The following is an 18,441-nucleotide window of genomic DNA, read 5'->3' as shown; positions in this document are numbered from 1 at the left end:
TATTCTCACCCCAACAATTCAAAATGATATGATATAGCTGCTAACGCATATAGTGGAGCCGTTTCACTCCTCAAAATTCTAGGTCCTAGCGCGCAACTGATTGCTCCTGCCTTAACCATCATTTCCACTTCCCGATCAGAAAAACCTCCTTCAGGCCCTACTAAAATAAGGAGAGTATCGCTTTCCTTCATTTGTGAAAGAGTTTGATGAAACCGACTTTTCTCATCATTCTTCGCATCCTCTTCATAGGCAAGGATGACATAAGAATAGGAGTGGAAATGTTGTATCAACTGTTTTATCGTCTGGGCTCCATAAACACGAGGTACATAATGACGATGTGATTGTTCACTTGCTTCTTTAGAAATTTTATTCCATCGATCCAATTTTTTCTTTTCTTTTTTCGTATCCCATTTGACAATCGAACGTTCCGCTTGAAATGGAATAAATGAAGCGGCACCTAGTTCAGTTCCTTTTTGAATGACAAGTTCAAACTTATCTCCTTTTGGTAAACCGTGAGCAATCGTAACCTGAATAGGGAGTTCCGAATCTTTATCTAACGACTTAACTACCTTCGCTTCCACAGAATCAGTCAACACATTACGAATTTCACAGAGATAACAAGCTGTCTCATTATCACAACATATGATGTGGTCTCCAGTGCTCATTCTCATCACACGGGTAATATGCTTTGAATCCTCACCTTCAATTATTACATCATTATCTTTGAAACTTTCTTTACTCAAAAAATATCGCTGCATGATTTCGACTACTCCGGTTTCGTGGCTACGACGGCTAACCAGTCTTCCATCTCAACCACTTCTGTAATCATAAAACCTGCCGAGAGCAAAGCTTCCTTGACCATCTCTCTCTTCGTTTGAATAATACCAGATGTAATAATCTTGCCCCCTGGCTTCAACGAATGAAAAGCATCTTCTGTCATCTGAATGATAACTTCAGCTAAGATATTTGCTACAATTAAATCTGGCGAACCATCAAGGTTCTCCAACAGATTATTTTCACGAACCGTCACTACGTCTTGAACTTTGTTTAGCTTCACATTCAATTTCGCAGAATTAACTGCGACTTCGTCCAAGTCTAATGCATCAACTTGAGAGGCCCCCAATTTGGCGGCAGCAATACTTAGTACGCCAGACCCCGTCCCAACATCTACAACGGTTTTACCTTTTTCTAAATGGCGCTCTAATGATTGAATACATAGAACAGTGGTGGGGTGTGTACCTGTACCAAAAGCCATTCCTGGGTCAAGCTCAATGATCATTTCCCCTTCTTGCACTGCTTCATATTCTTCCCACGTTGGTGTAATTGTAATATGATCGGAAACCTTTACTGGCTTGTAGTATTTCTTCCAAGCTGTCGCCCATTCTTCTTCGTTTACTTCACTTACCGTTACTTGATTATGACCGATATCAATATTATAAACAAGGAGTTGGTTAATGGCCTCTTTCACTTCTTCAACCGCTTCACCTAAGAAACTGTTCACAGGAAGGTACGCCTTTAATAAGACACCTTCATCAGGATAATCGTCTGGAGAAAGATCATAAATTTCACCGAATTTCGTTTCCCAATCGCGATGCAAATCGTCTGGATCTTCAATGACAACCCCGCTAGCTCCTGCTTCGTGCAAAATATGACTGACAGGTTCTACCGCTTCCTGTGTTGTATGAATACAAATTTCCGACCATTTCATATAACCAACTCCTCATCTCTCATTGATTAACCAAAACTTTTAAAGGCTCTTTTCACTTTTTCAAAAAAGTTATCGCTTTGCTCATCAGGAGCTTCGTTTCCGCTTATATCAGCGAATTCGCGCAATAGCTCTTTTTGACGCTCAGATAAGTTTTTAGGTGTGATGACTTTCATTTGGATATGCTGATCACCTTGACCCATTCCACGAACATTTGGTACCCCTTTTCCACGAAGACGGAAATGAGTTCCTGTCTGAGTTCCTGCAGGTACTTTCAGCTTCACTTTACCTTCTAAGGTCGGCACTTCAATTTCATCACCTAATGCAGACTGGACAAAAGTAATCGGCATCTCACAAAAGATATCGTCGCCATCTCGTTTAAAGAATTCATGAGAGGCCACGTTAAACACAACAAACAAGTCTCCAGAAGGACCGCCGTTCACACCTGGTTCACCTTGACCTGCAACGCGAATTTGCTGTCCTGTATCAACACCTGCTGGAATTTTGATATGAATTTTTTTGCGCTTTTTCACTTTTCCTTGGCCGCCACATGTTCGACACTTATTCTTAATATACTGTCCGGTACCGTCACAATGGTGACAGACTCGACGGTTTACTACGCGACCAAACGGAGTATTTTGCTCTACATTCAGTTGCCCAGCACCGCCACAATGTTGACAAGTCTCTGCATGAGTCCCTTTTTTAGCTCCAGAACCATCACACGTGTCGCACGTTTCTTCTCTTGGAATTTCAATGTCTGTCTCTTTTCCAAAAACAGCTTCTTTGAATTCAAGAGTCATTGTGTATTGCATATCTGAACCTTGACGTGGAGCATTCGGATCTCGTCTACCACCACCGCCAAAGAACATATCAAAGATATCACTAAAGCCACCGAAATCACCGGCACCTTGACCGCCAAAGCCTTGGTTTGGATCTGCATGGCCAAATTGATCATAGTGAGCACGCTTCTGTGAATCACTTAACGTGTCATACGCTTCTTTAACTTCTTTGAATTTAGACTCTGCATCCGCCTCTTTATTGACGTCCGGATGATATTTACGAGCCAGTTTACGGTAAGCTTTTTTTATTTCAGGTTCAGATGCACCTTTTTCTACACCAAGTACATCGTAAAAGTCTCTCTTGCTCATTTTTTCTCACTCCCGAGTTTAATCCATAACGAATATCTTATCATTCACAAGTCAAACAGGCAAGATAAGAGAAGTGATTCTCTCTTACCTGTATCGACCTGAAAAAAGTCAAAGCCAAGAAAATCCTGACTTTGACTTTTCAGTTACGCGATTAGTTTATTGTTGCTTTTTATCGTCATCATTCACTTCTTCATATTCAGCATCTACCACATCGTCGTCTTGATTACCTTCTTCACCTTGCTCACCTTGAGCAGCTTGCGCTTGCTGAGCCGCCTGCTCGTAAAGTTTTGTAGAAAGTTGAGTTACTACTTCTTGAAGCTCATCTTTTGCCGTGCGAATCGCTTCGATATCTTCCCCTTCAAGAGCAGTTTTCACTTTTTCTTTTGCAGTTTCTGCTTTTTCTTTATCTTCAGCATCAACGTTATCTTCACCTAAGTCTTTTAGAGTCTTTTCAGTAGTAAAGACAAGTTGGTCAGCTTCGTTACGAAGATCTACTTCTTCACGGCGCTTCTTGTCTGCCTCAGCATTTTCTTCAGCATCTTTCACCATTTGTTCTACTTCTTCGTCAGAAAGACCAGATGAGGAAGTAATTGTAATTGACTGCTCCTTATTTGTGCCTAAATCTTTCGCACGGACATTTACAATCCCGTTAGCATCTAAATCAAACGTTACTTCAATTTGCGGTACCCCTCGTGGTGCTGGAGGAATATCTGTTAATTGGAAACGACCTAATGTTTTGTTGTTAGCAGCCATTTCCCGCTCACCTTGAAGAACATGAATATCTACAGACGGTTGATTATCCGCTGCTGTGGAAAACGTTTGTGACTTGCTTGTTGGAATTGTTGTATTTCGCTCAATGAGCTTAGTGAATACGCCGCCCATTGTTTCAATACCTAAAGAAAGTGGCGTTACGTCAAGTAATACAACGTCTTTCACATCACCAGTTAAGACACCAGCTTGAATCGCAGCACCTAAAGCAACCACTTCATCTGGATTAACCCCTTTATGAGGGTCTTTCCCTGCAACTTTCTTAATTGCTTCTTGTACAGCTGGAATACGCGTAGATCCACCAACTAATACAACTTTATCTACTTCACCTGCTGATAAACCAGCATCTTGTAAAGCACGACGAGTAGGTCCCATTGTTCTTTCAACAAGTTGAGATGAAAGATCTTCGAATTTAGCTCTTGATAAAGTTAATTCCAAGTGCTTAGGACCTGATTGATCTGCTGTAATAAATGGCAGGCTGATTTGTGTTTGTGATACCCCAGATAAGTCTTTCTTCGCTTTTTCTGCTGCATCCTTCAAACGTTGCAATGCCATTTTGTCTTGAGAAAGATCAATCCCGTTATCTTTTTTGAACTGGTCAACAAGGTGGTCGATAATTACTTGGTCAAAGTCGTCTCCACCTAATTTGTTATCCCCAGAAGTCGCTTTAACTTCAAAGAATCCATCTCCAAGTTCAAGGATAGAAACGTCAAACGTTCCACCACCAAGGTCATAAACAAGAATTGTCTGATCTTCTTCTTTATCTAATCCATAGGCTAATGCAGCTGCAGTTGGTTCGTTTACGATACGTTCAACTTCTAACCCTGCAATTTTCCCAGCATCTTTTGTTGCTTGACGTTGAGAGTCATTAAAGTATGCTGGGACTGTGATGACAGCCTTGGATACTGATTCACCTAAGTAAGACTCAGCATCTGCTTTTAATTTTTGCAAAATGATTGCAGAAATTTCTTGAGGTGTGTACTCTTTACCTTCTGCTTCTACTTTGTAATCTGTACCCATATGGCGCTTGATGGACGTGATTGTATTTGGATTTGTAATCATTTGACGCTTGGCTACTTCCCCAACTTGTCGCTCTCCATCCTTAAATGAAACGACAGATGGTGAAGTTCTTGCCCCTTCTGCGTTAGCAATAACTGTAGCTTCTCCGCCTTCCATTACGGCAACACAAGAATTTGTTGTTCCTAAATCGATTCCAATAACTTTACTCATGAAAAATTCCTCCTATTCATTGCATATGTAGTTATGCATTAACTTTAACCATTGCTGGGCGAATCACACGATCTTTTAATTGGTACCCTTTTTGCATTTCTTCAACCACAATGTTTGCATCGTATTCTTCTGATTCAACTTGCATCACCGCTTGATGAACGTGTGGATCAAAAGGTTGCCCTACTGACTCAATCGGTTCAATACCTTCGTTAGCCAAAGCTTCCTTCAATTGACGATAAACCATCTCCATACCTTGTAACAAGCTCTTCGTTTCATCGCTTTGAGCATCAATCATCATGGCTCTTTCAAAGTTATCTAAAGCAGGTATCAAACTTTCTGCTAAGCTTTGGGATCTATATTTAGCCGCTGACTCTTTCTCTTGCTTTGAACGGCGTCGGAAATTATCATAATCTGCTTGAAGTCGCAGCATTCGGTTCGTTGTTTCTTCAAGCTTAGTTTCTAGCTCTTTTAACTGGTCGGAAGTTGCATCGTTTGAACCATCTGTTGCTTCTTCCTCTTCCCCTGCTTCTGTAGATTGCTTCACTTCTTCAACCTCTTCAAGAGAACTTTCGTCTGTTACAATTTCTTCGTTTTTCTTCGTTTCATTTTTCACGTTTCTCACCTCCTTAAAAAAATCAAAAATCATTTTCTTTAAACTTTTTAAGCTTCAGCTCTGTCCGATGTCATCATGCTTTCCTGATATCATCTGTGAACTTATTTTCCTCAACATTGCAAAAAAACAGAGCCTTGTTTTTAACTGTTCTTTTGGTGCCATGCTGTTAATATCTTCGTCATATCTTTAGATAAATAATCCATGATACTAATCACACGGGGGTATTCCATTCGCGTTGGACCTAATATCCCTACGGTTCCCATATGATTCCCGTCAAGAGAATAAGTGGCAGTGATGATTGTACAATCATCAAACGGTTCAAAGCGATTTTCTTCACCAATTTTAATTGTTAAGCCATTACCTTCAGATCTAAAAAGCTTAGAAACGAGTGTGTCTTCTTCAAAAATATTTAAAATGTTACGAACTCGTTCCACATTATTAAATTCAGGCTGAGCTAAAATGTTTGTCTTACCACCGTAAAACACTTTTTCGTTTTGGTGAGTTTGAAACACTTCTCCTAGCATTTTCAGCATTGATTCGTATTGATTCACATACTGTTTCAGCAAAGTAGAGATCTCAACCGACAGTTTATCCTGTAGTCTAGCCAATGGAACTCCTCGTAAACGATCATTTAAAATGTTCACGACTTTTTCAAGCTCGGCCCCTTCTAAATCTCCTGGAAATTGAACCGTCTGACTCTCTACATGCCCGGTGTCCGTAACAATAATCACAACCGCTTGGCTAGATGATATTGGTATTAGTTGAATTTGCCTTAATGTAGATTCGAATACTTCCGGCCCAAGTACGATAGACGTATAACTTGTTAAACTGGAAAGAACTTTTGCTGATTGTTTAATCAATTGTTCAAATTCATTAAAACGATGATCCAACACCGACTCTATATCTGATACTTCACCTTTCGTTAGTTTCGTGGGCGAGAGCAAATGATCCACGTAATAACGATAACCTTTTTGTGAAGGAATTCTTCCTGCAGAACTATGAGGCTTCTCTAAAAACCCTAGCTCTTCAAGGTCAGACATCTCATTTCGGATAGTCGCAGGACTGTAACTTACTTCATCTCTCTTTGAAACACTCCTTGAGCCTACGGGTTCCGCATTCGTAATATAATCATCTACGATCGCTTTTAGGATCAATAACTGACGCTCTGTCAACATGTAAATCCCCCCTGTTAGCACTCTCGATCTGCGAGTGCTAAATCTATATAATAAGTTACCAAAGAAGGATTCCAGTTGTCAACGGACAGAATTGATCTTCTGAAAAAAAATTTGTTTTTAATCTCCGATCAAGAACTTTTCGAACACTTCGTTCCCTAGTAAAAGGCCTTTTTCCGACAGTTTCACACGATCTTCTGCCTCTATTAATAATTGCTCGTTTTTCAAGTTTTCAATCACTTGAGGAAACACTGTATAAACACTTTTCCCAAATCTTTCTTCAAATTTGGAAAGAGAAATGCCATTAAGTTTACGAAGCCCCATAAACATTTGTTCTTCCATTTTTTCCTTTAAAGTGACCTCATGCTCTTCAAAGTAAGGTAATTGATTATTTTTCAATGCCTTCATATACTTGGGCAATGGACCATGATTTGCGCGACGAACGCCTTGGATATAACTGTGTGCACCTGCACCAATTCCATAGTACTCCTCATTATCCCAATACGTCAGGTTATGCCGACTTTCGAAACCGCTTTTAGCAAAATTACTAATTTCATAGTGATGAAATCCCTTTAGGTTTAACTCTTTAAGCATATATTCATACATTCTTGCTTCATCTTCTTGATCCGGCAAAGGAAGTTTACCCTTTCTAAGTAGCTGATAAAACACCGTTTTTTCTTCCACTTTAAGCGAATAGGCACTAATATGTTGAATCGGTAGGTTACAGACGGCTTTTAATGAGTCTTTCCACTGTGCCATCGTTTGTCTCGGCAGACCGAACATCATGTCAACTGAAAGGTTTGTAATTCCTGCCTGGCGACTTAGCTGTACCGTTCTTTCCACATCTTCAGGATGATGATCACGGTTGATCGCTTTTAACAACTTTTCATCAAACGTTTGTGCCCCAATACTCAACCGATTGACTCCCATTTCAAATAACATAGACATCTTTTCTTCTTCTGCACTTCCTGGATTTACTTCTACTGTAAATTCTACATCGTGGTTGATTTGGAAGTTTCGCTTAATATCCTTTAACAGTCTCTCCAATTGTCGTGTAGATAGAGACGTTGGTGTCCCTCCACCAACATAAATTGTTGACACTTTTTCATTTGCTGGAAAGGATTCAATAGTTTTTTTCATCTCTTCGTTGCAAAGATCGATATATTCATCCACAGGTTGGTTTTGCAGAAAGAATTTATTGAAATCGCAATAATGACATATTTGTTCACAAAAAGGAACATGAACATAAAGGGATTTTGTCACGTTAGCACTCTCCTTCTAAACAGTGAAAGACCGCAGGAATCCTGCGGTCTGACTGTAATTTACTTACTCTCATCCATACTAAGTACGGACATAAATGCTTCTTGAGGAACTTCAACATTCCCAACATTCTTCATACGTTTCTTACCTTCTTTTTGTTTCTCTAATAGTTTTCGTTTGCGTGAGATATCTCCACCGTAACACTTTGCCAGTACATTTTTTCGCATCGCTTTGATTGTCGATCTGGAAATAATCTTCTGACCGATACTTGCTTGAACTGGAACTTCGAATTGTTGCCGAGGAATAAGCTTTTTCAGTTTTTCTACGATAACTTTTCCTCTTTCATATGCCGTATCACGATGAACGACGACAGAAAGAGCATCTATTCTTTCTCCGTTTAAAAGAATGTCCATTTTTACTAATCGGCTCTCTTTGTAATCGATTAATTCATAATCAAACGAGGCGTACCCTTTCGTCGTCGATTTCAATGTATCAAAGAAGTCATAAACAATTTCTGACAATGGTAGTTCATATATAATATTTACCCTGTTCTCGTCAAAGTATTTCATGTCGATGTAGTCGCCACGTTTTTTCTGACAAAGTTCCATAACAGGGCCGACATAATCGTTTGGCACCATGACTTCTGCTTTTACATATGGTTCCTGAACATATTCAATACTTTGTGCGTCTGGCATATCAGATGGATTATCGATTCTTACAATTTCACCGTCTGTCTTTTTAACTTCGTAAATAACACTTGGTGCTGTCGTTATAAGGTCAATATTAAATTCCCGTTCAATACGTTCTTGAATAATTTCCATATGGAGCAAACCTAAAAATCCACAGCGGAAACCAAATCCTAGTGCTTGCGATGTTTCTGCTTCAAATTGTAAAGCAGCATCGTTTAATTCAAGCTTCTCCAATGCTTCTCTTAAGTCATTATAGTCATTTGTATCGACAGGATACAGGCCACAAAAGACCATTGGATTCAACTTTCTGTAACCTGGGAGCGCCTCTGAAGTCGGTTTGTTAGCATGAGTAACTGTGTCTCCTACTCGGCTGTCAGCGACGTTTTTGATTGAGGCGATCATGAATCCTACATCACCAACAGTCAATTCTTTTTGAGCGACCGGTTTAGGTGTAAATACGCCTACTTCTTGAACTTCAAATTCTTTTTCAGTAGCCATCATTTTCACTTTTTCTCCTGGCTTGACGGTCCCTTCCATCACTCTTATATAAACAATGACTCCTCGATACGGATCAAAAAGAGAATCGAAAATCATTGCTTTCAGAGGTGCTTCTGGGTCCCCTGCTGGTGCTGGGACATTTTTCACTACTGACTCTAATATTTCTTCAATTCCAATTCCATTTTTAGCTGACGCTAATAAACAATCATCCATTGGAAGTCCGATGACATCTTCTACTTCTTGCTTAACCCTGTCAGGTTCAGCACTAGGTAAGTCAATTTTGTTAATAACTGGAAGTATTTCCAGGTCATTATCCAAAGCTAAGTATACATTTGCCAATGTCTGCGCTTCTATTCCTTGTGCAGCATCAACAATCAATAACGCCCCTTCACAAGCAGCCAAGCTTCGAGAAACTTCATAAGCGAAGTCGACGTGTCCTGGTGTGTCAATAAGATGGAAAATATATTCCTCCCCATCATTTGCTTTGTAAGTCAGTTGAACAGCATTTAATTTAATCGTAATACCCCGCTCGCGCTCTAAGTCCATCGCATCAAGCATCTGATCTTTCATTTCCCGCTGAGACAGCGCACTCGTTTTCTCTAAAATCCGATCTGCTAAAGTAGATTTACCATGGTCGATATGGGCTATAATCGAAAAGTTTCTAATTTTATCTCGTCTTGTAATACGTTCCTCAGGTTTCATTACACTATCACTCCTACAGACTCCGTTAAATACACTATGAATCATTATAGCAAGAATAACAGCGAACGTTCAAACATTAGTTTTATTTAAAAGAGTTGTCTCTGATCAATTGCCGTCTAAGACTGAGAACATTTTCTGAAAAACATGCTCAAACGCCCCTGCTGTTTTCAATCCCAATTCTGAAAAAAGAGGGCTTGCTTCCTCATTGGTCAATGGTTCTGCTTTTTCAACGAAAGAAGGCAATTCTTCTTGAAGGGAATCGTGAAGTTCACCTTTTCCTTCTTCATAAACCACGATGCCATCTTCCCCCATTTTAATTTCATTCGTATCCAGATCTTTTAATTCGTATTTAGGTAATGCTTGATCATTAGTGGATTCTTCTTTCACATGAAACTTAGAATTGGTAAAATCAAATTCTTGATCTGAGTATATTATCCCTAGAATAAATCCGAACATCAGAACTGAAATGAGTGCTCCTGCTCGTAATAACAACTGCCCCATCTGATGATCCCCCTTTACATTTCATCTTCCCGATATTCCCAGTAATACTCACTAAATACTTCTGCAAACAATTCTACCGATCGATAAACTTCTTCTAAACTATTTTCAACTCCTCCAAATTCCACAAGAAGTGAATTATAGGATAAATCCTGATTATACACCCCGTTGCGGCCGCTACCTGTGACAGGAGGCGCAAAAATCCCGCGGCTCAACCCATAATAATGCTCATCCATGCGCTGGTGAAGTTCTCTAGCCAATGCCTCGTTCTCGTTGTAATTAGGATTATTCTCTCCAATAACAAACAAAGTTTGAGCATACTTTACTCCGTTTATCTCAACGGTTGTCATTTCTCTTGGCTGAGAATCACGGTGAAGATCAAAAAAGAATTCAATGTCAGCATTTTCTTCTGCAGCGTCTTTGACTATTTCCCGGGACATATCATATGACTGGCTGTACTGCCAGTTTCTTTCATTTAATTTCGAACCGATATCCGTAGTGTCAACATCAGCACGAATGCCGTGCTTTGCTAACTCTAATCCTAATTTCTCACCAGCTAAAGTGATATTCACTGTATCGTGGAATGCTTCAGTTGTATTTTGCAATTCAGGTAGAAACGATTCTCTGTTATGAGTATGCACAATATGAACTGTGACAGGTAAATCGTCAATGTTTTCATTTTCAGAGAAAGATTGTTTTAGTTCATCAAGCTCATCTAACCTTTCAGTTGATGCCTCTCTTTCTGCTAAGAGGACTTCCATCGGTGGTGCTGATTCCATTGGCATATTAGTATAATCGGCTCCTTCTCCAGCCGTTATAATCCTCCCATCAAATAAAGAGAATCCAGGCAACTCCCTCCCTAAAAGGCTTCTGGGATCGTCTGGATTTATATTTGTTGTTAATTCAAAAGCTAACGGTGTTAAAGAAGGCGGCTCATGCCCAGAAGGTAAAGATTGCTGAAAGTAACGATTCTCATTACCTAATATGTAAACAAGGGACTCAACGGTCAACTGATCACTTAGATTATGAACTGAAGCTGAAGTAAGACTGTAACCAGGTCCAAAAGCTGTTAATGTAGCTGTAAAGAAAAAAATAAGCATGACACCCATCACTAATGACATCACTTTCATATGAAGGCTTGTCCTTTTTTTCCTCCCATAATTAGGCCTTTTTCCAAATGTACGATTAGGTATCATCTGTTCTACATCCTCTCTTTAGCTTTTCCATACTTTATCTGTATGCATAAAAAGAGGATATAGAACCTGTCTAATGAGTATAAGCCCCAACATTGTCTTGATTAATTTTCGAATGCAGCGCCGCATTCAAACCTTGAGCTAATATAGTAGCCATATCTTCAATAAAATCATCGACCTCTTTTGGAGTAACCATTAAATTATGGCCAAGTGGAGCTAACACTTCTTGAATTAACTGTCGCTTTTCCATCTCTTCTAGATTACCAACGATCCCCATGTAAAGTTCCCGCTCTTTTTCAGCAGGCATATCGTCCTCTGTTAATTTACGCTTTTCACCAAAAGTCATTCCTGCTGGTGTCAGTGCTCGCTTTGGCTCTTGACCTGTTCTTGTTTCTCTTCCGAAATGTTTTAGTAAGTAATCTATCGTATCACTTACAATTGAAACGGCATCCACGACCGTAGGCACACCAATTGCGATAACAGGAATACCAAGAACTTCCTGAGATAATTCTTTCCGTTTATTTCCAACTCCTGATCCAGGATGAATACCCGTGTTTGAGATTTGAATCGTCGTATTCACTCGTTCTACTGACCTTGCTGCCAAAGCATCTATGGCGATAATAAAGTCTGGCTTTATTTTTTCTACTACTCCTAATATAATGTCACTTGTCTCAATCCCCGTTAACCCCATGACCCCAGGTGTGATCGCACTTACAGGACGAAATCCTTCGCTCACATTCTCAGGTTGAAGTTCAAAAAGGTGTTTCGTGATCATCAAGTTATCTGTCACTAATGGACCTAAGGAGTCTGGCGTGACATTCCAGTTACCCAATCCTACAACTAAACATGTTTGATCAGGTTGAATACCTAACGATACTAAAAATTGCTGAAATTCCTTAGCGAAGGTTTTTTCAGCTTTTATTTGCAATTCAGTATCTTTTTGTCTAATTCCGTCGATTTGCAACGTCAAATATTTACCAGGTTTCTTGCCAAGCTGTTCTGCTGCCTTGCCTTCAATAGAGACATGAGTGATCGTGATGCCCTCCTGATCTGTTTCTTTTACATCCACCCCTTCTATAGTATTTTTAGTCTCGCTTGCGTCAAGCTTATCTTTTTTTTCTTGTGCCATGGCATGTGCTTCAATAGCTAAATCAGTTCTTACCTCGTATTTACTTAAATCTAAATTACTCATGAACGAATCCCTCCATTTTTCATGAAAATCTCTACGACTGTTGTTGGAAAATGTTATTGCATTTTAAATATCATTTTGGTACAATCCTTATTGTTGCACGCAAAACCAAACGTTATTACGGTTGCATCGAGGAGGTGAATCAGGTGGCAAACATTAAATCTGCTATCAAACGTGGTCGAACTATTGAAAAGCGTCGCGCTCAGAATGCTTCATTTAAATCCGACCTTCGTAGATCAATCAAAGTTTTTAACACAAAAGCTGAAGAAAAGGATGTAGAGGGTGCTAAAGAAGCATTCCTTATAGCTACCAAGAAATTGGACAAAGCAGCTAACAGAGGTATTTTCCATAAAAACGCAGCTAATCGTCAAAAGTCTCGCTTACAAAAGCGCTTAAACGAAGTATCTGCATAATTCAAAAAGGCATTCACTTTTTATCAGTGAAATGCCTTTTTAATTTGTTACAAATCGTATGTATTTATTCCCTCTTTAATTTACCTTCTTACGATGAAGCAAAAATAGCTCTACTCCTAACTCATCACCTATCTTCCCCGTTTTTATACGGTAGTCCAAATCAGCCAATTGATCAATTAAACTTAGCAGCTCTTCATCACGAAAATTCCTTACTTGCCTTGCAGCAAGCTTCACCACATATGGGTGGAGCTTTAATTGAGAAGCAATCATTTTTTCGCCATATCCCAACTGTGTAAGCTGCTTCACTTGGAATAGTATTCGAAATTGCCGAACCATTAGTGCAATGATTTTAATCGGTGCTTCTTTTTGTTTTAATAAATCTTTATATATTTTCAATGCTTGATGAACATTCGCTTTCACCACTCCATCCACTAAAGCGAAAATATCTTGCTCTAGTGATCTAGCAACGAGATCATCTACATGTTGTTCCGTGATTTCATTGTCTTCACCTACGTGTACTGCCAACTTATTCAGTTCAGAAGCCATAATCATCAGATCTGCCCCCGTTAAGGATAGCAGACGTTCTTGAGCTAAAGGAGCTACACGAACGCCAAATTCCGCCGCTTTCTCATTTATCCATCTTTTTATTTCTTTTTCTTCCAAAGGTTTTGCTTCTAATACTGTAGCTTGTTTTTTCATGCCTTTGACTAATTTTTTCCTTTCGTCCAATTTTTCATAAGGAGCATGAACGATAAAGATGGTCTCTTGAGCAGGGTTATCTATGTATGCCATTAATTTACTTAGATCGTGTTCTACTTTACTTGAGTCTTTCTGAGATGAAAGGAAATAAACGTCTTTAAGAAACACGACTCGACGTCCTCCCATAAATGGAAAGGTGTAAGCTTCCTCTACTGCCAACTCTACTGGATGCTCATTCATGTCAAATTTGGACAAGTTAAATTCTTGTTCATCTTCCGTTAAAGCCAAGGCCATAATTCGTTGAATAATATCTTCAATCAAATATGTTTCCGAGCCATATAATAAATACAAAGGTGACAATTTCTCCTGTTTTAGTTCTTTTAAAACATTTATGTAGGACAAGGTTCTCTCTCCTTCAAACGTGGTCTATGTATTTTACCATATGTATAATTATAAAGGAAAAAGGGAAATGGCATAATACCACTCCCCATTTATGATAAACGTCTCCAGTTAAGTACCTAGGATCTTACCCGGTGACGATAATCAAATAAGAATCAGTTTGTATTGATATCTTATCCTATGCACCTGCTTTCTATAGGTGACAACTAAAGGAAATACTTCAATATCAAATGTGGATTTTTTTTTAGGAATGTCTTATACTAATAATGTGACAGGAGGGATATAAAATGAACGAATTTGAAAAAGAGGTTCAAACAAAACGAAACGACTTTATTGACAGCGCCGTAGGGTTCGTTGTTGTATTTGGCTTTTTTGCAACGATATTCACTATCGCCCAAGTGATTGATCTTTTAATTTAATTTTTCCGCACCAACAGAATTATAAACTTCAACGAGCACGCTTTCTCATTATAGATTGCGTGTTTTTACTAATGTTATTTTTGTGTCTTTACGACTATATCACCACTTTTCTTCACTTCTATCGTTACCGCCCCTTGCTCATCCGTTCTGAACACCTCTATTTCCATGTTCTCTAATTTCTGAAGAGTTTCCATATGAGGGTGACCAAACCGATTATTTTCGCCTGCAGAAATCAAGCCAATTGCAGGAGTGACTTGACCAATAAAAGGATCATGAGTCGATGTATTACTCCCATGATGGGCAACCTTCAATACGTCTACTTTCAAGTTAGGGAAGTTGTTTAACACCTTCTTTTCCCCCGCTTCTTCAAGATCCCCGGTAAATAAGAAAGTAACTTCATTCAAAGAAGCAAGCAAAACAATGGACTGATCATTTTCTTTATCTTCTTGACCTTCAGGGTGGAGCACATAAAACCAATCATCGCCTTCTTGCCATGACATCCCTTTTTCAGAAAAAACCAAAGGAACACCGTCATTTATAAGGCATTGAATCCTTGACTTCGCCTCATCAGGATACATTTCTCCTTTAGGATAGAGAGCTTTTTTTATACGAAATTTGGAAGATATATAACACGTCTCTCCAATATGGTCGATGTGCCCGTGAGACAAAATTAATCGATCAATGGACCGAATTCCTTTTCCTTTCAAAAAAGGTTCGAGGACATTCTTCCCTGGTCCTGTCGATTCTCTGATGTCTTGCTCGAATCTTTCACCCCATTGAATAACCCCTCCAGTATCAATGACATAAACTCCTCTCCTGTATGGTAACTCAATCACGTGCGCATCCCCTTGTCCCACATCAAGCATCGTAACCGTTGCGTTTTCGTTGAGATACGGGGAAAGCCACTGGAGGGAAAAGACTAACGAAATCAATAGGCCAGATTGTAATTTTCGTTTTTTTTCAAATAAAATCATACTAGCTATCACTGAACCAACCATTAGCATCATCATTCTGCTCGATGGTTGTCCAAATGTTAACACACTCCAAGAAGGGCTCGATGCCAATGATAATAGCTCTCCAACTAATACTAAACTCTTCGAAGCGATCCAATAAGTCAAATTAGATAACATAGGAGGAAGAAGAACAGTTAAGAAAGCTAACGGGAGGATCCAAAAAGAGATAAAAGGGATAAAGAACAGATTCATTGGTAAGGTGAATAAAGAGAGTTCATAAAAATGATACAGGGTAAGAGGCAATGTTACGAATTGAGCAATGCCAGTTACAGTCAATATCACTTGTATGGCGGACACTCGTTGAAACAAGGAGCTTGATAATAAAAGGGCAAAACTTGTTAGAAAAGAAAGTTGAAATCCGAGGTGATAAAGATAAAGAGGGTTAACAAGTAGTAAAAATAGTGCAATGGCTGCGACCACATCGACCGCCCTTACTTTCCATTTGAATCGGACGACTAAAAGGAAAATCATACACATAAATGATGCACGTATTACGGAAGGAGCACCACCGGCAATGATCATATATACAGGCAACAGACAAAATACAATGAGGCTTGAGATCTCTCTCGTAAAACCAATTCGGTACAACAGAGCAAAACAAGCAGCAGTAATCAACCCTACATGTAATCCTGAGACCGCTAGCAAGTGAAGGATACCTAATTGTTGATATTGATCCACTCTCTCTTCGTTCATAAAAGATCGATCTCCAAACACAAGGGCTGTCATTAATGCAGATGTTTCAGGATCGTTTTTTTGAGCGAGTTTATCCATTCCCTGCTCTCGTAAGCTGGTTATTTTTACTAATAAAGAATCATTAGCCTGTTCACAATATAAAAATCCAGGGGGGATTCGAGCTATCCAATGGATGTTTTGTGTAGATAAGTAGTGTTTATAATCAAAAGAATAAGGGTTTTTAGAAGAAGGAGGTTGGTCTAAAGAGGCTTTGAAGTGGCACGTATCAAAAAGATTTACGGGTTGATCTGTTACTTTATCATATGGGTAAAAGACTTGAATTTTCTCGCCTTTATCTAATAATAATTGGAATGACCAATCCCTTTGAGAAGCAGTTAATTTAGGAAGAGTTTCTACACTCCCTTGAAACGTTGTTTCTGATCCAGTTAACATTGTTTGATGCTGTTGGATAAAGTAACTTCCAAACAGAAAAAATAAGAATCCTATAAGTACGTGAGAAAGCATATTTATCCATGATTTGTGATAAATGAGACTTTTAATATGAGGGAATAACCCTACGACAAGAAATAGTAGAGGCCATATCCACTCATGATTGAAAGCAAATAACAAACCACTTATCGCTAGAAAAGCAGCGCAATATAACCTTGATCCCATGAATACCTCCTTTAAAATATGTATAAGCTTTTTCTAGTTTTAAACGGACCATGATTCACTAAACCTTACTAAAGATGAAGTTGATGAGAGAACATTAAAGGGAGAAGAAAGATCATGGCTCCCTTGCTATTATGAAGTCGCGGTATAAAGTCGATTTGCTTTTTCTTTTAATTGTTCAATTTCAGTTCCTTCCAAGCCTTGTGCTTCTAATTTAGATAACAATTGAGCTGTAAACATTAGTTTTTCTTTGTTATTAGTGTCTAAAATCATCTCTTCTAACTCTACTTGTTTTACTTCTACTCCGGCCTGTTGGAACAAATCAATAGCAAACTCATGATTTTTATAATCTTGGGCATAAAATACTTTCTTCAAGCCCGCTTGAATTAGTGATTTACAGCAATTCAAACACGGAAAATGGGTAACATAAATCTCAGCTCCTTCCGTTGGCACACCGAACTTCGCACATTGCAAAAGCGCATTGATCTCAGCATGTACTGTTCTTACGCAGTGGTCGTCAATTAAATAGCACCCATCATCTATACAATGCTTTCCTCCTGAGATAGAGCCGTTATAACCACCTGCAATGATTCGTTTATCCCTTACAATTGTCGCACCCACCATCAGTCTAGTACACGTACTTCTTAAGGCGAGCAAATGACTTTGTGCCATGAAATATTGGTGCCATGATATTCTTTCCATGATATGTAGTACCTCCTAGTAATTTAGCTTCTTTTACCTTTCTCTTTCTTCCTCTGTTCATTTTGACAACTTCGCTTCTGTTCGTCAACGAGCAATTTGAATCAAAGAGGACTCACTTTCTAATTACAAGATGGTCCCGAATGGATTCTAACGTCTTTTCACCAATCCCAGGTACGTTAGTGAGATCTTCTAACGTTTGAAACGGTCCATTTTCTTCTCTAAAAGAGATGATTGCGTCCGCTTTCGCCGGTCCTATGCCTGGAAGGGTAGTTAATTCATTAGCATCAGCTTGGTTGATTAAAATTCCCTCATGTTTTGCTCCACTAGCTATGACATCATAACCCGAGGGGGCATCTTCATCCCCTTCAGATGGGACGAAAATAACCATCTCATCAAAACATCTTTCAGCTAAATTAATAGCCGACTGATTGGCTTCAGAATTGAATCCACCTGCTTTTTCAATCACATCAATAACTCTCTCGCCTTCCATAACATGATAAACGCCTGGGTTGAACACTTCGCCTTTAATATCAACCATGAGTATGATCTCTGATTCTTTTTCTTCTTCATGGCTGATCCTATCCGTTAGTTGCTCATTCTCCCATGGTAAAACAGTTGCATCTGCCTCTTCAACTTCTCCCGTATGCTGCCAGAAAAAAATCACTGAAATTAAACAAACTCCCCCTATTATAGAGAGAAATAATCCTTTTTCTTGGACATATTCTTTCATGAATTGCATAAGATCATCTCCTTAAAAAACATGAATTCCATTTCATTTCATACATAT

Annotated in this window: 17 protein-coding genes; 2 read left to right on the top strand and 15 right to left on the bottom strand. The window is 39.0% G+C overall.

Annotated features, from left to right (window positions below; translation table 11 throughout):
* Nucleotides 1-5: 5 nt before the first annotated feature.
* The 11 genes from CR194_RS01500 to gpr form a co-directional block, all read right to left on the bottom strand.
* Complete coding sequence (locus CR194_RS01500; RefSeq protein ID WP_110607876.1) at nucleotides 6-758, bottom strand: 16S rRNA (uracil(1498)-N(3))-methyltransferase; 753 nt, start codon at nucleotides 756-758, stop codon at nucleotides 6-8.
* 8 nt (nucleotides 759-766) lie between these two features.
* Nucleotides 767-1,708 carry a 50S ribosomal protein L11 methyltransferase gene (gene prmA / locus CR194_RS01495; protein WP_110607875.1) on the bottom strand — a complete coding sequence of 314 codons (942 nt, stop codon included), beginning with the start codon at nucleotides 1,706-1,708 and terminating at the stop codon, nucleotides 767-769.
* Nucleotides 1,709-1,734: 26 nt separating this feature from the next.
* Nucleotides 1,735-2,853, bottom strand: coding sequence for a molecular chaperone DnaJ (dnaJ, locus tag CR194_RS01490; protein WP_110607874.1), 1,119 nt, complete (start codon nucleotides 2,851-2,853; stop codon nucleotides 1,735-1,737).
* A 156-nt stretch (nucleotides 2,854-3,009) separates the two neighbouring features.
* A complete protein-coding gene (gene dnaK / locus CR194_RS01485; RefSeq protein ID WP_110607873.1) occupies nucleotides 3,010-4,851 on the bottom strand; it encodes a molecular chaperone DnaK in 1,842 nt (613 codons plus the stop codon).
* Between the two features lie 31 nt (nucleotides 4,852-4,882).
* Nucleotides 4,883-5,497: a nucleotide exchange factor GrpE gene (gene grpE / locus CR194_RS01480; RefSeq protein ID WP_110607872.1), complete on the bottom strand. Its 615-nt coding sequence runs from the start codon at nucleotides 5,495-5,497 to the stop codon at nucleotides 4,883-4,885.
* Between the two features lie 107 nt (nucleotides 5,498-5,604).
* Nucleotides 5,605-6,639 (bottom strand): heat-inducible transcriptional repressor HrcA, encoded by a 1,035-nt coding sequence (hrcA, locus tag CR194_RS01475; RefSeq protein WP_110607871.1) that lies wholly within the window; start codon nucleotides 6,637-6,639, stop codon nucleotides 5,605-5,607.
* A 117-nt stretch (nucleotides 6,640-6,756) separates the two neighbouring features.
* A complete protein-coding gene (gene hemW / locus CR194_RS01470) occupies nucleotides 6,757-7,899 on the bottom strand; it encodes a radical SAM family heme chaperone HemW (RefSeq protein ID WP_110607870.1) in 1,143 nt (380 codons plus the stop codon).
* A gap of 59 nt (nucleotides 7,900-7,958) precedes the next feature.
* Nucleotides 7,959-9,785, bottom strand: coding sequence for a translation elongation factor 4 (lepA, locus tag CR194_RS01465; protein ID WP_110607869.1), 1,827 nt, complete (start codon nucleotides 9,783-9,785; stop codon nucleotides 7,959-7,961).
* A 105-nt stretch (nucleotides 9,786-9,890) separates the two neighbouring features.
* Nucleotides 9,891-10,286: a hypothetical protein gene (locus CR194_RS01460; RefSeq protein WP_110607868.1), complete on the bottom strand. Its 396-nt coding sequence runs from the start codon at nucleotides 10,284-10,286 to the stop codon at nucleotides 9,891-9,893.
* Between the two features lie 14 nt (nucleotides 10,287-10,300).
* Nucleotides 10,301-11,413, bottom strand: coding sequence for a stage II sporulation protein P (spoIIP, locus tag CR194_RS01455; RefSeq protein WP_233254187.1), 1,113 nt, complete (start codon nucleotides 11,411-11,413; stop codon nucleotides 10,301-10,303).
* Between the two features lie 136 nt (nucleotides 11,414-11,549).
* Nucleotides 11,550-12,668: a GPR endopeptidase gene (gene gpr, locus CR194_RS01450; RefSeq protein ID WP_110607866.1), complete on the bottom strand. Its 1,119-nt coding sequence runs from the start codon at nucleotides 12,666-12,668 to the stop codon at nucleotides 11,550-11,552.
* Between the two features lie 143 nt (nucleotides 12,669-12,811).
* Here gpr and rpsT point away from each other — a divergent pair, with 143 nt between their 5' ends.
* Nucleotides 12,812-13,078 carry a 30S ribosomal protein S20 gene (gene rpsT, locus CR194_RS01445; protein WP_110607865.1) on the top strand — a complete coding sequence of 89 codons (267 nt, stop codon included), beginning with the start codon at nucleotides 12,812-12,814 and terminating at the stop codon, nucleotides 13,076-13,078.
* A gap of 75 nt (nucleotides 13,079-13,153) precedes the next feature.
* On the opposite strand, the gene holA is transcribed toward rpsT, so the two are convergent.
* Nucleotides 13,154-14,179, bottom strand: coding sequence for a DNA polymerase III subunit delta (gene holA, locus CR194_RS01440; RefSeq protein WP_110607864.1), 1,026 nt, complete (start codon nucleotides 14,177-14,179; stop codon nucleotides 13,154-13,156).
* Between the two features lie 284 nt (nucleotides 14,180-14,463).
* Here holA and CR194_RS01435 point away from each other — a divergent pair, with 284 nt between their 5' ends.
* Complete coding sequence (locus tag CR194_RS01435) at nucleotides 14,464-14,595, top strand: YqzM family protein (protein ID WP_110607863.1); 132 nt, start codon at nucleotides 14,464-14,466, stop codon at nucleotides 14,593-14,595.
* 74 nt (nucleotides 14,596-14,669) lie between these two features.
* On the opposite strand, the gene CR194_RS01430 is transcribed toward CR194_RS01435, so the two are convergent.
* The 3 genes from CR194_RS01430 to CR194_RS01420 form a co-directional block, all read right to left on the bottom strand.
* Nucleotides 14,670-16,955, bottom strand: coding sequence for a DNA internalization-related competence protein ComEC/Rec2 (locus CR194_RS01430; protein ID WP_110607862.1), 2,286 nt, complete (start codon nucleotides 16,953-16,955; stop codon nucleotides 14,670-14,672).
* Nucleotides 16,956-17,084: 129 nt separating this feature from the next.
* Nucleotides 17,085-17,654 (bottom strand): ComE operon protein 2, encoded by a 570-nt coding sequence (locus CR194_RS01425; RefSeq protein WP_110607861.1) that lies wholly within the window; start codon nucleotides 17,652-17,654, stop codon nucleotides 17,085-17,087.
* 112 nt (nucleotides 17,655-17,766) lie between these two features.
* The gene (locus tag CR194_RS01420; protein WP_110607860.1) at nucleotides 17,767-18,393 is read right to left on the bottom strand and encodes a helix-hairpin-helix domain-containing protein; all 627 of its coding nucleotides are present in this window, start codon (nucleotides 18,391-18,393) and stop codon (nucleotides 17,767-17,769) included.
* Nucleotides 18,394-18,441 lie beyond the last annotated feature (48 nt).

The organism is Salipaludibacillus keqinensis, assembly GCF_003226325.1.
GTDB classification, from domain to species: domain Bacteria; phylum Bacillota; class Bacilli; order Bacillales; family Salisediminibacteriaceae; genus Salipaludibacillus; species Salipaludibacillus keqinensis.
This window is presented reverse-complemented; position numbering and strand designations above follow the sequence as displayed.

Excerpts from the sequence above, each read along its gene's own strand:
- CR194_RS01460 (WP_110607868.1), bottom strand. The coding sequence starts at position 10,286 with ATGGGGCAGTTGTTATTACGAGCAGGAGCACTCATTTCAGTTCTGATG.
- CR194_RS01420 (WP_110607860.1), bottom strand. The coding sequence starts at position 18,393 with ATGCAATTCATGAAAGAATATGTCCAAGAAAAAGGATTATTTCTCTCT.
- CR194_RS01425 (WP_110607861.1), bottom strand. The coding sequence starts at position 17,654 with ATGGAAAGAATATCATGGCACCAATATTTCATGGCACAAAGTCATTTG.
- hrcA (WP_110607871.1), bottom strand. The coding sequence starts at position 6,639 with ATGTTGACAGAGCGTCAGTTATTGATCCTAAAAGCGATCGTAGATGAT.
- dnaK (WP_110607873.1), bottom strand. The coding sequence starts at position 4,851 with ATGAGTAAAGTTATTGGAATCGATTTAGGAACAACAAATTCTTGTGTT.
- CR194_RS01500 (WP_110607876.1), bottom strand. The coding sequence starts at position 758 with ATGCAGCGATATTTTTTGAGTAAAGAAAGTTTCAAAGATAATGATGTA.
- gpr (WP_110607866.1), bottom strand. The coding sequence starts at position 12,668 with ATGAGTAATTTAGATTTAAGTAAATACGAGGTAAGAACTGATTTAGCT.
- CR194_RS01430 (WP_110607862.1), bottom strand. The coding sequence starts at position 16,955 with ATGGGATCAAGGTTATATTGCGCTGCTTTTCTAGCGATAAGTGGTTTG.
- spoIIP (WP_233254187.1), bottom strand. The coding sequence starts at position 11,413 with ATGAAAGTGATGTCATTAGTGATGGGTGTCATGCTTATTTTTTTCTTT.
- dnaJ (WP_110607874.1), bottom strand. The coding sequence starts at position 2,853 with ATGAGCAAGAGAGACTTTTACGATGTACTTGGTGTAGAAAAAGGTGCA.
- prmA (WP_110607875.1), bottom strand. The coding sequence starts at position 1,708 with ATGAAATGGTCGGAAATTTGTATTCATACAACACAGGAAGCGGTAGAA.
- CR194_RS01435 (WP_110607863.1), top strand. The coding sequence starts at position 14,464 with ATGAACGAATTTGAAAAAGAGGTTCAAACAAAACGAAACGACTTTATT.
- grpE (WP_110607872.1), bottom strand. The coding sequence starts at position 5,497 with ATGATTTTTGATTTTTTTAAGGAGGTGAGAAACGTGAAAAATGAAACG.
- lepA (WP_110607869.1), bottom strand. The coding sequence starts at position 9,785 with ATGAAACCTGAGGAACGTATTACAAGACGAGATAAAATTAGAAACTTT.